13 protein-coding genes and 1 tRNA gene are annotated in these 13,161 nt (G+C 44.5%); 7 read left to right on the forward strand and 7 right to left on the reverse strand.

Annotation, left to right across the window (positions count from 1 at the left end; genetic code table 11):
• The 3 genes from LEP1GSC047_RS22125 to LEP1GSC047_RS08430 all read left to right on the forward strand — a co-directional run.
• Window positions 1-1,374 (forward strand): hypothetical protein (locus tag LEP1GSC047_RS22125; protein ID WP_020988574.1); only part of this gene is annotated, 1,374 nt, incomplete at its 5' end.
• Window positions 1,355-1,969: a hypothetical protein gene (locus LEP1GSC047_RS08425; protein WP_010420006.1), complete on the forward strand. Its 615-nt coding sequence runs from the start codon at window positions 1,355-1,357 to the stop codon at window positions 1,967-1,969. The genes LEP1GSC047_RS22125 and LEP1GSC047_RS08425, both read left to right, overlap by 20 nt.
• 649 nt (window positions 1,970-2,618) lie before the next feature.
• Window positions 2,619-2,975 carry a hypothetical protein gene (locus tag LEP1GSC047_RS08430; RefSeq protein WP_010420002.1) on the forward strand — a complete coding sequence of 119 codons (357 nt, stop codon included), beginning with the start codon at window positions 2,619-2,621 and terminating at the stop codon, window positions 2,973-2,975.
• Between the two features lie 315 nt (window positions 2,976-3,290).
• Here LEP1GSC047_RS08430 and LEP1GSC047_RS08435 read toward each other — a convergent pair whose 3' ends face one another.
• Window positions 3,291-4,529 (reverse strand): lipoprotein LipL46, encoded by a 1,239-nt coding sequence (locus LEP1GSC047_RS08435; protein ID WP_010419999.1) that lies wholly within the window; start codon window positions 4,527-4,529, stop codon window positions 3,291-3,293.
• A 66-nt stretch (window positions 4,530-4,595) separates the two neighbouring features.
• On the opposite strand from LEP1GSC047_RS08435, the gene LEP1GSC047_RS08440 reads away from it, so the two are divergent.
• The 4 genes from LEP1GSC047_RS08440 to LEP1GSC047_RS08455 are packed head-to-tail and all read left to right on the forward strand — an operon-like array spanning window position 4,596 to window position 8,286.
• Entirely contained in the window at window positions 4,596-5,858 is a 1,263-nt protein-coding gene (locus LEP1GSC047_RS08440; RefSeq protein ID WP_010419996.1) for an exo-beta-N-acetylmuramidase NamZ family protein, read from the forward strand.
• Between the two features lie 35 nt (window positions 5,859-5,893).
• Window positions 5,894-6,481, forward strand: a complete 588-nt coding sequence (locus LEP1GSC047_RS08445; RefSeq protein WP_010419994.1) for an LIC_11883 family protein — start codon at window positions 5,894-5,896, stop codon at window positions 6,479-6,481.
• Window positions 6,478-7,335 (forward strand): DUF2797 domain-containing protein, encoded by an 858-nt coding sequence (locus tag LEP1GSC047_RS08450; protein ID WP_010419992.1) that lies wholly within the window; start codon window positions 6,478-6,480, stop codon window positions 7,333-7,335. Before LEP1GSC047_RS08445 ends, LEP1GSC047_RS08450 begins: the two co-directional genes overlap by 4 nt.
• 45 nt (window positions 7,336-7,380) lie before the next feature.
• The gene (locus tag LEP1GSC047_RS08455) at window positions 7,381-8,286 is read left to right on the forward strand and encodes a M48 family metalloprotease (protein WP_010419989.1); all 906 of its coding nucleotides are present in this window, start codon (window positions 7,381-7,383) and stop codon (window positions 8,284-8,286) included.
• Between the two features lie 7 nt (window positions 8,287-8,293).
• Here the strand turns inward: LEP1GSC047_RS08455 and LEP1GSC047_RS08460 are convergent.
• The 6 genes from LEP1GSC047_RS08460 to LEP1GSC047_RS08485 form a co-directional block, all read right to left on the reverse strand.
• A tRNA-Pro gene (locus tag LEP1GSC047_RS08460) sits at window positions 8,294-8,365 on the reverse strand.
• A gap of 46 nt (window positions 8,366-8,411) precedes the next feature.
• Window positions 8,412-9,296: an NAD(P)-dependent oxidoreductase gene (locus LEP1GSC047_RS08465; RefSeq protein WP_020988573.1), complete on the reverse strand. Its 885-nt coding sequence runs from the start codon at window positions 9,294-9,296 to the stop codon at window positions 8,412-8,414.
• A gap of 51 nt (window positions 9,297-9,347) precedes the next feature.
• The gene (mce, locus tag LEP1GSC047_RS08470) at window positions 9,348-10,097 is read right to left on the reverse strand and encodes a mammalian cell entry protein Mce (protein WP_010419982.1); all 750 of its coding nucleotides are present in this window, start codon (window positions 10,095-10,097) and stop codon (window positions 9,348-9,350) included.
• A gap of 70 nt (window positions 10,098-10,167) precedes the next feature.
• Window positions 10,168-10,932 carry an ABC transporter ATP-binding protein gene (locus LEP1GSC047_RS08475; RefSeq protein WP_010419978.1) on the reverse strand — a complete coding sequence of 255 codons (765 nt, stop codon included), beginning with the start codon at window positions 10,930-10,932 and terminating at the stop codon, window positions 10,168-10,170.
• A 3-nt stretch (window positions 10,933-10,935) separates the two neighbouring features.
• Window positions 10,936-11,715 (reverse strand): MlaE family ABC transporter permease, encoded by a 780-nt coding sequence (locus LEP1GSC047_RS08480; RefSeq protein WP_010419974.1) that lies wholly within the window; start codon window positions 11,713-11,715, stop codon window positions 10,936-10,938.
• Between the two features lie 4 nt (window positions 11,716-11,719).
• Window positions 11,720-13,120: a hypothetical protein gene (locus LEP1GSC047_RS08485; RefSeq protein WP_010419972.1), complete on the reverse strand. Its 1,401-nt coding sequence runs from the start codon at window positions 13,118-13,120 to the stop codon at window positions 11,720-11,722.
• Window positions 13,121-13,161 lie beyond the last annotated feature (41 nt).

Genomic DNA, 13,161 nt, shown 5'->3' on the forward strand with positions numbered 1-13,161 from the left:
TATGCAAACGGATACAGCGCAGGAATCAACTACGGAATTCCGGGACAGACAACCGGAATCCAGGGTGGAGTCGGCTACTCGCAGAGAAACGGATGGAATGCGAAGATCGGCTACGGATTTAAGAATGGTGTTAACTTATCCTACGACCATTCCGAATTCGGAGGAGATACATACACCGGCACGTTAGCGAACAACTACGGAGGCGCATTCTTAAACTATAATACGGAAAACGGGTACAGCGGGGGAATCAACGTCACGTCCAACGGTTCTATCTTTGGGAATCCGTTGGGTGCGTTTAGCACTCTTGGTTATGGGAAGCAGGGAGTATATAACGATGTGAGTTACTTCGTGCCTGAGAAGGCGCCTATGACGGAAGCCGAGAGAGAACAGGCTGCGGAGTCTGCCAGGAATAACCTGTTGAATAATATCCTGGGCGGGATCGGGTATGTGGCTGGGAGAGTTGGGGACTTTGCGAAAGGGATTTGGGATGGGATGTTTGGGGATACTTTAATGAATCCGAATTTGACTGTCTTTGATCCAACAAAGAATACGGGGAAACCTCCGGCTGGTTGGGTAGAAGGAGGCGACGGCAAATTCTATCACCCGAATTCTATGGAGGCAGCCGCTCTTTTGATGGGGTACTCCATCAATGATATTAAGTTGACTGGTTCATTAGACCCAATCTATCCAAGCCATGAGAATGCTACGAAGGAAGCTGCGCAAAGTTTAGGGTATTCTGAAAAGGAAATCGAATCTTTAATAAATGGTGTGCGCGTCGTCGATATGCCTGAAGGAGTCTTAGGGCTTATGATAATGTGGGTCAAAGAAAAGTTGGGAGTCGATCCGATGACATCGAATGATCCAAGTTTACAAACTCACTATGGAAAAAAATCTTTTTATCATAATCAGGAAGCGGAGGCTGGGATTGCGCCTGAAATTACCAAGGATAAGATATTAAATCGAATAGAAGATTTACTTAACTTAGCGAGAAAGTATGAATCGAATACGAACGGACTCCGAGGCTCTGAAAATCGTACAATTGCTTTAGAGCTTTTAGGAAATGTTTTGCATACTATTCAAGATTCGTTTTCCGATGCGCATGTCGTGCGAGATCGATCTAAAGGCGGTTTTGGTGAGATTGTGCAATTTCAAATATATACTGGCCAAGATCATAGATTGCATGGAATGGCCGATTATTATCATTCTGAAACATTTGCATTCAGTGCATCGGTAATAGCATCCTATGCCGTCCTAGATATGTATTCATCCGGTAAATCAGTTTCGGATATTGTCCGTTACTTGGACCGACGGGTTTACAATTTATCGACGAAGGCTACCAGCTCTGGAGTATCTGATGAATATAGGAAGTATTAAATTACCGTTAATGATATTAGTATTGATACTTGCAGGGTTCTACTACATTCCTCGGATTAACTTGAGCTGTGTATCAGGAGATTGTTATTCCGGCGAAGGAGTTTATAAGTATAATAACACAGTATATACAGGTAGCTTCGAGAAAGGCTATCGTCATGGATATGGTATTGAAAAGTATCCTGGAGGCTGTACTTACTACGGGTTCTTTGAGGAGGGGCATAAACAATATTATGGCACTTATGTCTGTGATAAGGATAATTACTCCTTTACGACTTTCTGGAATCATAATGGATTTCTTGGCTTTGCAAGCTATATATGCGGTGATACGGTTTATCGGGGGAAATGGTCTGGCGTAGATCATAAAGTAACCATTTGTTATTCCGGAGAATGTGAAGACGGAGTTGGGAAAACGATTCTTCCATTCAAAAAGATAATTCAATCCGGAAGGTTCGTGGAATCCTATTTAGAAGGGTATGGGGAAGAGATTGATGCCTGCACGGGCAAACTTCTTTATAAGGGCAAGTTTATTCATTCTCACCGATGGACTAAAGAACAGGAGGAAGCACATCAACCTGTAAAAGGAATCGATTATTGATCTATCCCCGCAGCAACGATACGCAGGGTGCGAAGCAGTCGCAGCGTTATTATCGAAGAATGATAGATAAAAACAAAGGAGGCGCTGAGACCGGAGCGAACGCGAAGCCCGGAGTAGCGTGACCCTGAACGAAGTGAAGAGGGCTGCCCGTCAGAGGACAGAAGACAGAGGACTGAGGACAGAACATTGATAAGCGGAGTTTCCACGTACTATAGAAAGATTTTTATGCTAAGAGTGGATTTGTCCCCTGAGCCTCTGTATCATTTTTAACTTCGAGCAGCTTCTGTCTAGCGTGAGCAAAGCGAGCGCGTCTGTCCTCTGTCTTCAGTCCTCTGAAAGCGAGCGCGTCTGTCCTCCGTCCTCAGTCCTCTGAATACCTTTTACCTCAGACATCGGTTAATGAACATTTTTCCAATTCCTTTAAATTCAGAAAATCGGAATGAAATATTTTTATTCATATGACTGTCCTATGATTGGAGCGCCTGAGCCGTATGCCCGTGCAATTTTACGGTAATTCTTGGAAAATATTTCAAACTTTTAGCCTAGTGTGGATTTTGAAATAGGGCAGATTTATGAATTAGCATTATCGAATAAATATAATATAGTTTGCCATGTAATGAAGCTGATGAGGTTCGGGAGGATTTTATAGATGAAAGAGGATCGGAGAAGCGGAAGAAGAGTCAAGTCGCCGGAAACGGGCGAAATGATGGTTTTAGCTGTTAGTGGACAGAGCACAATCAAGGGCAAGGTATTCGATTATTCCGACTATGGTATTGGAATTATAGATTACGAAAGCACTCAGAAATTACATATTAATGAAAATATATTTGGAATTATTTCGGCGCATTTTATGGACGATATTCATTTTACGGGAAGAATAGTTCGAATGGACTCAGTTGAGTCCATTACTGGAGTAAAAATTATTCTCGGAATTCAATTTTTAAATATAATTCCGATTATCGATCGAATGATTGCGTTAGGAATAAACGTTCAGCTTTCCGATTAGCTCATAAAGGTTTGCCCTTTGATTAGTTCGTAGAAGTTCTACTGCGCGATTCTTAGGTTGGCTCATGGCGATTTATCCTCGTTTTTAATTGAATAATAAGTTATTTAAAAAATTGAGCTGACATACCCCAATTTGGTGATAGTAAATAAAAAATTTAGGACGATCTCTTATCGGTTTTATTCCTACGAGAAATAAGGGACGTTCAGTGAAGAGCTCCATTTTCCCGCTGGAAGCCGAGTCGGAAGGAAATAAAAAAGGCACGTAAAATTCTACGTGCCTTTTGCAATTTTAAGATCGCAGCGAAGCGCCGAGATCTTATTTGTTCGATTTAAACTCTAAAGTTACGACTCCGCGAGTTGCGGATTTAACAGTGAGATTTTTGGTAGCCAGGAAAGAGAATCCGCGATCCTTCTTGTATACGAGTTCGTCCATAAATAAGGCGTCTTTGCCCGGATACGTAACTTCCCATTCCGACCCATTCGTATCCGAAGTACGAACGTTGACATCTTTTGCCGCAGTGAATTCGGTCAGATCGTCCTTGAACTTCGTGGATTCATCCGCATTTAGTCCGGTGAATTTCAAGATGATCGTATTATTTTCGGTCAGATTGAACCATTCTTCTTTTAACTGCTTGTTCACTTTCTTCGCAACGCTTTCCGCCCACTGAGCGATCGCTTTTTCGCGAGAAACCTTTTGAGTGATATCTGCTGCTCGGCCGTCTCCGGTTCCGGAATCGACGATTTTACCGTCTCCCCAGAGGAGAATTACTTTGTAAGCTCCCGTAGCAGCCGTATTGTATAGAGGGCGATCCAAGGATTTTCCGCCGATACTAGTTAAGACAGGCTGGTCTTCGGTTTCCACATTTCCGATGATCATGACTTCGGCGCCTGAGGCTTGAGCCTGAGCAACAATCGGAGAACCTGCATCCACGCTAGACGGATCGACTTGTGACTTGTTTACAGTTTTTGCAGCAGTTGCGGCATCGACGACTTTGTTACCCGCTTTCTTGAGGTTTTTAGCGATCTCGGCCTCCGCAATATTATTAGGCGTTAAAGGCGCAACGGCTTGTCCGGCTACCGTCGAAGGAATTACGATAATGACTCGAGGATTTCCTACATCGGCTAACAGAGAATCGACGGCGGTTGAAATTTTACTTTCTTCGACCGTACATCTAACGGTTAATTTTAAGATCGGTTGAGTATCGATTTTTCCTTCCGCTTCATCTACGATATCGTATGATTTTACGAAAGCGTCGGTTTTGGAAAGTAGACTCGATCCTAAACTTTCTCCGTCGGAAGCTTGGCTTTTGTTCGTTATCTGCTCCCCGACGATTTTACGAACTGCATTGATCTTCGCGTCTTTAAGAGCGCGCTGCTTTGCATTCGTTTTGTCTCCGTTATAGATCGGAGCTTCTCCCAAGACGGTAATTTGGTCTCCGTTCTTTTCGTAGTATTCCTTTTTCTTACGACCGGAGGCACTTCCGGTGGCACAGGCGAACGCAAAGGCGAGGACGAGGGTGAGGGCGGAAATCCGCAGGATGAGCAACTTGGCCATATCGCTTCCTTTTTCTCCTTGAAGAATTGAATTCTGTCTATTTAGTGAACAAATAAGGGTTCTTACATGCGGTTAAAAGAAAGAAACAAAAAAATCCTGCTATCCGTCATTTTTTTTCTGACAATATCCTCCGACTCCTGCACCGAGGCTTCTCCCCGCCGCCATATTTCAAATTCTAAAATCATTCCGGCCGAAGTCGCTTTTTACGAAGAGGTTCTTCCTTCTCTTTCCGGTAAAACGGTGATCTTGGTCACGAATCCTTCCGGAATCGGTCGATATCCGGAGAGAATTCTGCGGGAATTTAAGGAAAAGAAAGTTAAGATCAAACATTTGATCGGCCTTGAACACGGCTTTTTAGGTTTAGAGGAAGATTTTAGTAAATCTCCCGTAACAATGGATGAAACCTTTCAATTACCCATTTATCACATATACAAGGTAAAAAATTCGGAGATTCCTGCCATATTAAAAGGAGCGGATGCGATCGTTTTTGACGTCCTCGATATGGGAATGAGATGTTATACGTATCTAAGTGTTTTAAAAAGATTGATGGATAGTCTTCCCGATCCTCAAACTACGCGATTTGTCATCTTAGACCATCCGAATCCAGCCTTGTATTTGGGAGCCAGGGGGGAAGGCATTCAAAAGAAATTCTTAAACTTTGCGGGCGAGTTTCCTTCCTTGTTTTTTACGGGAATGACGATCGGCGAGGCCGCGATGTTCTATAACGGCGAATACCTTTCCGATAAGGTTAAGTTGGAAATCATCTCACCCAAGAATCTTAAGAGAGGAGTTGATTGGGAAAAAGAGGGGATCGTCTGGACGACTCCCTCTCCGAATTTGCCGATGCTGGATTCCGCCCGTAATTATCTAGGATTAGTGATGCTGGAAGGAATCAATGTTTCCGTCGGTAGAGGTACTCAGGCTCCGTTTATATATTTCGGCGCGCCTTGGATGGGGGAACCGGACGCTATCGTAAACGAATTGAATGATTCGAGTAAGGAAGATTACTACTATCAAAGCGTATTTTTCAAACCTACCTTCGGCCCGTTCAAAGGCGAAATTTGCAGAGGGCTGAGACTGACCGTCGTAAATAAAAATTATGATCCGATCCGAATGGCTTACGTGCTGATCGCGACTCTGAAGAAGCACTATAAGGATTTTCGATGGAGACAGTACCCGGATAATACCTATAATATCGATTACTTATGGGGAACGGAACATTTTCGTCAATCGATAGATTCTAATGTAAGCTACGAGGAATTTAAACGTTCCTATTCCGAGGCCGAAGAGTCCGCCAATCGAATCGTTCGAAAATATCGGCTGTACTAATTGTTTTTTTAAAATAAACGACAATAGATAGTAAGATGGGCAAAATTAAAAAAACGATACTTGCAGCGATGATCCTATTCTGCTTTCGGCTAAACGCCCAATCCGCGGGGCAGTGGAAGGAATATTCTTTGAAACAGGTGTTAGGACGGTTGAAGTTCTACGCGTTCGCTAAAATTGCCCAAAGTGTAAGAAAAGGGGTTTCTTATTCCGTAGAACGGGAAATTTTTCAATCTCCCTGTCAGCGCGATTTTCCAAAATTAGCGGAAAATTTCGATTGTGCCTTTTTGCAAACCGCCACTTTGGATGGCACGACTCGAACTCAGATGAATCGTTCTCTGCCTTCCGCCAGTTTAACTTCGACGTATTCTCCGATTCCGATCACAGCAATGTGGTATGAGGGATCGACTCTTGCCGGAAAGGGGGCTCTACTGGTTCCAAGGAATCAATCCGCTTCCGGCGAATTGAAATTATTTTACCTATTGGACGGAAAACTCAGTCATTACACGAGCGGAGATCGGATCGTGGTTTTTGACTGGAAAGGAAACGAATTAAACACTATCCTCGAAGTGAAGGTGGACGATCTGCTTCGTCCTCTAAGTGGGAGAGAATATTTTTTCCAATGATCCCCTTATCCACAGGCTACCTTCGGATGCTTGACCATGAAGGTTTGGATCCGGTGGAATATCTCTGGACTGTCGCCACGTATCCGAGTTCGCAGTCCGGAAAGCAAATTGCGGATTTTCCAAAGCCGGAATTTCGTGTAGCAGACTTGTTAGGAAAAGAAGTTACCTTGCAATTTACCGGCCAGATTCGATGCGTTCATTGCGGTAAGCATACCGCAAAAAGTTTTAATCAAGGAAGTTGCTATTCCTGCTTTCAAACGTTAGCCCAAAACGATCTTTGTATTTTGAGACCTGAAACATGTCACTTCCATCTAGGAACCTGCCGTGAACCCGACTGGGGTGAGGAATATTGCTTTCAAAAGCATACGGTTTATCTGGCGAATACAAGCGGTTTAAAGATAGGAATTACGAAGGAAAATCCCGTTTCGAATCGGTGGGTCGACCAAGGAGCTCAAGAAGCGATTCCTCTTTTGGAAGTGAGATCCCGCCGGGACGCCGGAGTGATAGAAAAGAAATTTTCCTCCATAATCGACGATAAAACGAAATGGCAAGTAATGGTGAGTACGGATTCGGTTCGGGAAGATCTATCAGAAAAAAGGAAAGAACTTTTGTCTCAATTGGAATCTTGGGATCTGGGCGTTTATTACGAAGTTCTTTCTCCGAAATCGAGCACGACGATTCGTTATCCTATTTTGAAGTATCCGACCAAGGCAAAGGCATTCCAACCCGAAAAAGATCCGACGATACGATCCTCTTTATTAGGAATCAAGGGGCAGTATTTATTGTTCGAATCCGGGGTCATCAACTTGCGCGCCTATGCCGGCTACGAAGCGAGCCTATCCGTCGAATCCTAATCGACACGAATTCGGGAGTCGGTTTCTCTGGACTGGGTCCCCACTATGAAAATTCGTTCTTCCAGATTTCTCTCCATTTTTCTATTCGGTTTTTTTCTGAATTCCTGCGGCTGGATCGTTGAAACGACTTTTCCGGTATCTCTAGACGAATTTCTGGGAAAACAATTTTACGAGGCCGCCGTTCTGGGACAAGACGGCATGAAAGTTTTACATAACGAAAGGCTTCGTTCCTATATTCAAGGAATCGCGGATAGAATTTTGAAAGCTAAGGAAATCCAATACAAAACCGAATTTCCTTACAAGGTGACTATTCTGGACGATGATTCGGTTATCAATGCGGTTTGCGCCCCGGGAGGCTATATTTTCGTCTATACGGGACTTTTGCATTTCGTAAAGGATGAAGCCACTCTTGCCGGTGTGCTTGCGCATGAAATCGCTCACGCGGAAAAACGACATTCTATGAAGCAATTATCATCTAGCATCGCTACGTATTTCGCGATCTATCTGGTTTTATCTTATGTGTTAGGACCCGACTTAGCGCAACATGCATCCGGGATGGCTTCGTTATCCTCTAACTTGCTTTCTCTTGCCAACAGCCGTAGCGCCGAGGAGGAAGCAGATGCGTTAGGCTTTCAATATATGCGGGCCACTCCTTATTATCCGGGAGCCTCGGCGAATTTTTTTCGAGATATCAAAGCTTGGAGACAAAAACATTTGGGCGAAGAGGAAGATACTCTTCCTCTCGGTAAATACCTCAGTACTCATCCGCTTGATGACGAACGAATCGCGGACAGCGAAAAGCGTTTGAAGGAGGCCGGAATCGGCTCGCCGCAACCCGAATCTTTCTTTCGAGACCGTTACCGGGAAAAAATATCGGCGTTGTTAGGGAAGAGAGAAAATGAGGAAGAGGAGATGCCGAAAGCAAAACCCTCGACCGGTAAAAAGCGTTAAGCGAATATCGGGATGACTGGATTTGAACCAGCGACCCCTTCGTCCCGAACGAAGTGCGCTACCGCTGCGCTACATCCCGAATTTGGAACCAGCATCCGGTAAGGAATCGGATTTGCAAGGCAATTTTAGGAAGAAGGCTTGGCGACGATTTTCGCGGTTATCTCGTTCAGGCTGCAATAATCCTTTTCCGCAAGTCCTTCCCGAATGCCTTCGTCGTAGATAGCACCGAGGGAAGAGCATAAAGGTAAAATGATTCCGGCTTGCTTGGCCAATGCCAAGGCATGATTCACATCTTTTCGCATATTCTTGAGTGAGAAGTGCGTTTCGTAGTTTCCTGCAAATACGAGCGGAAATTTAAATTCGGCGATTCCCGATTTTGCCGCCGATTGCAGTAAGATGTCTTTGAGAATTTCAGGAGAGATTCCTTGCTTTTTTGCAAGTAGGAATCCTTCCATATAAACTTGAAAAATTCCGGCCTGTACCATATTCAAAGCGATTTTAGCCTTTTGTCCGTCCCCGATCGTTCCGCAATAAACGACATTCTTTCCGCATGTATCGAAGAAGAAGGAAATCTCCGAAATTTCTTCGGGGTCTTTCGCGCCTATCATGAATAAGATTTGCCCGTCTCGAGACGCATTCTTGGATCCGGTCATGGGCGAATCGAAGAAGGTTATTCCACGCTCGGAAAAAGCCCTTCCGATTCTAACGGTTAATTCCGGAGAAGTAGTTCCGGTATCCAAGACATATTTACATTTACTTTCGAGGAGACCGAGTGAGAAGATCGTCTCCTCGACTACGGAATCTTCCGTTAGGCAGAGGACCACTAGCGTCGCCCTGTCTGCAGCGGCACTCGGATTATCATGGATGGATACGGTATCGGATTCTAAGTCTCGAATTTTGTCGGGATTCCGCGCGTATAAGCGAAGCTTATACCCTTTCGTAGAAAGATTATAAGCCATGCCTCTTCCCATGATTCCGGTTCCGATAATCGCAATTTCCGGTGTCGACATACTCGGCAATTCTTTCCGAAGCGAAACGATCCTGCAAGAAAAAAGAATCGATTAAAAAGAACTAAGAGCCGCACGAATAAAGCTGGTGACCGGAGCCTGCTCCCGAGTATCTTCCAAACCTTCTCGAAGTTCTCTCAGTACGATTTGCGCATCCGTTAAAACGGTATTTATATTCGTGTGAAGGTCGTCTCGATTGATCAATCTACCTAGCGTACCGTCGCCGCTATTAACTTTTGTAGTGATATCGGCGACATTGGAAAAAGTTCTGCGGATATCTCCTCTATTTTCGGCGATAAGCTCCGAGAGAGAAACCAACGGATCTTGCAGAACCCTTCCTTTCAGTCGAGCGCCGGTCTTATAATCCACCGGCTTATAGATACTCCCGGGAGGAAGTTTTGCTTCCGGCGGCGCCTCCAGAGTTCCGGGATCGATGGAGATCACGCGGCCGGACAAAAGACTTTCGTTTCGAATCGTGATATCGTAGTTTTCATACAGCCGAAGCGGTTCCTTCAGGATGATCGTCACCTCCACTCGGGTCGCGACCCCGATTTCGCCGACCGGTAAGGCGATTCCTTCTTCGTTAATCTGGACCAGGCGAATATTGGATACGTAACCGAAAGGAACTCCTTGAACGGTGACTTTGTTTCCGACTTTGATCCCTTCCGCGTTTTTAAAATTGATTTTGAGAAACTCTCCCCGTTTTTGAACCGGGCCTCCTTCGGTCATTACGGTAAAATAACCTACGATGACCAAGGCAACGGAAAATATGGCGCCTACTAAAAGATAGCGAAATGATTTCATTTTCTATTCCGATTCTCCACTACTAATATCGACCTTTTTTCCCGCAAATCCGGCTCTTTGACCGGAGTTTTCACGACTTAGTTTCCAAAATCATAGGACCCTTTGTCGAGCCTGTTACGAATTGTCTAACAAACTCGTTATCGGAAGTTTTGACATCGTCGGGAGTTCCGGTATAAAGAACCTGGCCTCCGTAAAAGAAAGAGATCCGGTCCGCAATCATATACGCGCTCGACATATCATGAGTGACTACGATTTGCGCAGCCCCGGTTTCCTGGCGGATTCGAATGATTAATTCGTTGATCACATTCGACATGATCGGATCCAATCCGGAGGTAGGTTCGTCGTAAAGTATAATCTCTGGATTAGACGCTATGGCTCGGGCCAATCCGGCTCGTTTTTTCATTCCTCCGGAGATATCGTTCGGATAATTATCCTTTGCGATGGTCATATCCACTAGCCGGAGTTTCTCGGATACGATGCTTTGAATTTCGGCTTCCGAAAATAGTTTGTGCTCCCGTAGCGGCAGGGCGACGTTATCGAAAACGGTCATCCAGTTGATAAGCGCACCGGATTGGAATAGGACTCCCATTTTCGCGCGGAGTCGTTTTCGTTCCACTTCGGGAATGCCTGAAATTCTCTCTCCAAAAATTCTACATTCGCCTGCATCGGGATCCAGTAAGCCGGTAATGTGTTTAAGAGTTACCGACTTGCCCGTTCCGGAAGGTCCTAGGATCACCATCGTTTCTCCCTTGCGGACTTGTAGATTCATGCCCTTCAGGATTTTTCGGGACCCGAAGGCCTTGTGCATATTGACGATTTCTATCGCGTAATCCATTCTCTATTGCCTATAGAAAATCGCCGTAATGACGTAACCGAAAAAGATCACCATCAAGAAAGAAGTAACCACCGATTCCCTGGTCGCCCGACCGACTCCTATCGCACCTCCGAAAGTCCGAAGTCCATGCGAACAGGAAATGGAGGCGATAATCAACCCGAATACATATCCTTTAAAAAGTCCGGTATATAAATCTTTCAATCCGGGAATGGAGGTGATTCTTTCGTAAACGTCCTGGAAATACACGATATATTCGATCCCTAATTGAAAATGTCCGACAACTGCACCGCCGAAAATTCCTAGGATGCTCGAATATACGCAAAGAACGGGGACCATCAGCGAGAACCCCAAGACTCGAGGAAAAACAAGAAATCTAACCGGATCTATGGACATGACTTCCAATGCGTCGATTTCTTCCGAAACTTTCATCGTTCCTATCTCAGCCGCCATTGCCGAACCGATCGAGGCGGAAAGAATCAAGGCCGTCATGAAAGGGGACATTTCCCGTGTAAGAGTGACCGTAAGGAGCAATCCGATCTGTCCCTCGGCTCCAAAATCTTTCAGGCCCAGCCCGGTATTCAGAGTCAAAAGCATTCCCGTAAAGATTGCAACGACGGAAACGACGAATAAACTTCCTACTCCCGCGATGAACATTTGATCCAGGATTTCCTTTCTTTTATCGTAAGCGAATCTTAGGTTTAAAAAAGTCTCCGCAATTAATAGAATCGTATATCCCGCCGCGTAGAGAGTCTGATTTGTCTTTGCCTTTAGAATCTCGAACATTCTTTTAAATCTTTATCCACCATAGGAGCTGGACGGTTGTTTTTCCCTTATCTTTTTCAACTCCGAAAAATCCGTACAGAAATTGGTAGGAAGTTTTTTCCGGAGTCGAGGAATATTCGACCAAAAAGGGGATATGCACATGAAATTCATCCTTTGTCCATCGCTGGGTGTACAACCTCATCAGGAAAGAAAGACGCTTTTCCCCGTTAGCTAATTTTTGGAATTCTAGGATAGACCAGACCGGATCCCAAATTCTTTCAACAGCTTCCGATTTTAACGGGAAGAGGGAAAGGAAATTCCAGGTTAAGTTTCCGTCTCTGTCTTCATGCCAACGAAATAACGGCCATAGCTTATAGTAGTTTTCCTCTCGACCCCATTGCACGTAAGTTCGATTTGTTCTCCACCAAAAGGGAATCAGGTATGTTTCCGAGGATTTTATATGATACGTGTCCGAACTCAGGCGAAAGTAAAGAGGAGTAAAAAATCTAGTTTCTTTATAAGCGAAACGATAGTAGCCGTAAAACGGAAATAGAATCAGTTTCCGATAATCTTCGTCGTCGTTTCGACCGTATTGGACCAGAAAAAAAAGAACGTTCCAATCTATTTCTTGGGTTCGTTTATCATATCCGTAGCCGAAGAGAGAACCCAAAAGCGGAAACCACAAATAAGCTCGGGCTTTCATATTTCCGAAAGCGGAATCCTTAGACAGATACAGGGGCCAAAACATCCAGTACGAAGCCGGCTCTCGTTTGTCCTGAAACGTCTCCCCCCATTGGAAGAAAGGCCAAAGAATCGAATACCTTTCGTATTTCCCCTTATGCACTTTTCTGGAAAAGAACGGAAAGAGACGGAACTCGCTCCGAACGTCGGAACTCCCGTACAGAAAGATGGGCCAAAGAACCGAGTGTGCGTTATATGTTTTGTATTTCCAATTCGTATAAACGGGAAATAGCGCGAAATTTAGTTCCGAGTAGGCCAGTTTGTTACGAAGTCGACCGTAAATGGGAAAAAAACCGAAATACGATTCTCGGGCCGAATCCCCTTTCCCCCAAATCAAAAGCGGGGAGAGAGTATCCTCGTCCCAGCCTTGATCGTCGTGAAACGTTTCGGTTCCGGTCGCGAAGAAAAGAAAGGACCAGACTTTCCAATAGTCCGTTTGCTCCGAATAAAAAATGGGTAATAGGAAAGTTCTATATTGATAATTCGATTTTGTTTCCTTATAATAGGAAAAAAAAGGCCTGTAAATTTGCTCTTCTTCTCCTAAGCGTTTTTCCTTTTGATACAGAAACCAAAATTGGCTGTATTCGGCAGGATAAGGAGAGATCGGTTTGATCGGGAATTCAGAAAATAGACTTTCCGTACAAAAGAGGAATGATAGGATAAGAAGAATTCGTACAAATCTCATTCTTTAGGTCTACATCTGAAGTTTGGAGGAAAGAGAGGTCC

Origin of the sequence: Leptospira inadai serovar Lyme str. 10 (assembly GCF_000243675.2) — a bacterium.
Taxonomy (GTDB): Bacteria; Spirochaetota; Leptospiria; order Leptospirales; family Leptospiraceae; genus Leptospira_B; species Leptospira_B inadai.

What these genes read in the sequence shown, in the direction of transcription:
- LEP1GSC047_RS08445 (WP_010419994.1), top strand. Translation starts at nt 5,894, where the DNA reads ATGGGCAAAATTAAAAAAACGATACTTGCAGCGATGATCCTATTCTGC.
- LEP1GSC047_RS08450 (WP_010419992.1), top strand. Translation starts at nt 6,478, where the DNA reads ATGATCCCCTTATCCACAGGCTACCTTCGGATGCTTGACCATGAAGGT.
- mce (WP_010419982.1), bottom strand. Translation starts at nt 10,097, where the DNA reads ATGAAATCATTTCGCTATCTTTTAGTAGGCGCCATATTTTCCGTTGCC.
- LEP1GSC047_RS08435 (WP_010419999.1), bottom strand. Translation starts at nt 4,529, where the DNA reads ATGGCCAAGTTGCTCATCCTGCGGATTTCCGCCCTCACCCTCGTCCTC.
- LEP1GSC047_RS08465 (WP_020988573.1), bottom strand. Translation starts at nt 9,296, where the DNA reads ATGTCGACACCGGAAATTGCGATTATCGGAACCGGAATCATGGGAAGA.
- LEP1GSC047_RS08455 (WP_010419989.1), top strand. Translation starts at nt 7,381, where the DNA reads ATGAAAATTCGTTCTTCCAGATTTCTCTCCATTTTTCTATTCGGTTTT.
- LEP1GSC047_RS08485 (WP_010419972.1), bottom strand. Translation starts at nt 13,120, where the DNA reads ATGAGATTTGTACGAATTCTTCTTATCCTATCATTCCTCTTTTGTACG.
- LEP1GSC047_RS08440 (WP_010419996.1), top strand. Translation starts at nt 4,596, where the DNA reads ATGCGGTTAAAAGAAAGAAACAAAAAAATCCTGCTATCCGTCATTTTT.
- LEP1GSC047_RS08475 (WP_010419978.1), bottom strand. Translation starts at nt 10,932, where the DNA reads ATGGATTACGCGATAGAAATCGTCAATATGCACAAGGCCTTCGGGTCC.
- LEP1GSC047_RS08480 (WP_010419974.1), bottom strand. Translation starts at nt 11,715, where the DNA reads ATGTTCGAGATTCTAAAGGCAAAGACAAATCAGACTCTCTACGCGGCG.
- LEP1GSC047_RS08430 (WP_010420002.1), top strand. Translation starts at nt 2,619, where the DNA reads ATGAAAGAGGATCGGAGAAGCGGAAGAAGAGTCAAGTCGCCGGAAACG.
- LEP1GSC047_RS08425 (WP_010420006.1), top strand. Translation starts at nt 1,355, where the DNA reads ATGAATATAGGAAGTATTAAATTACCGTTAATGATATTAGTATTGATA.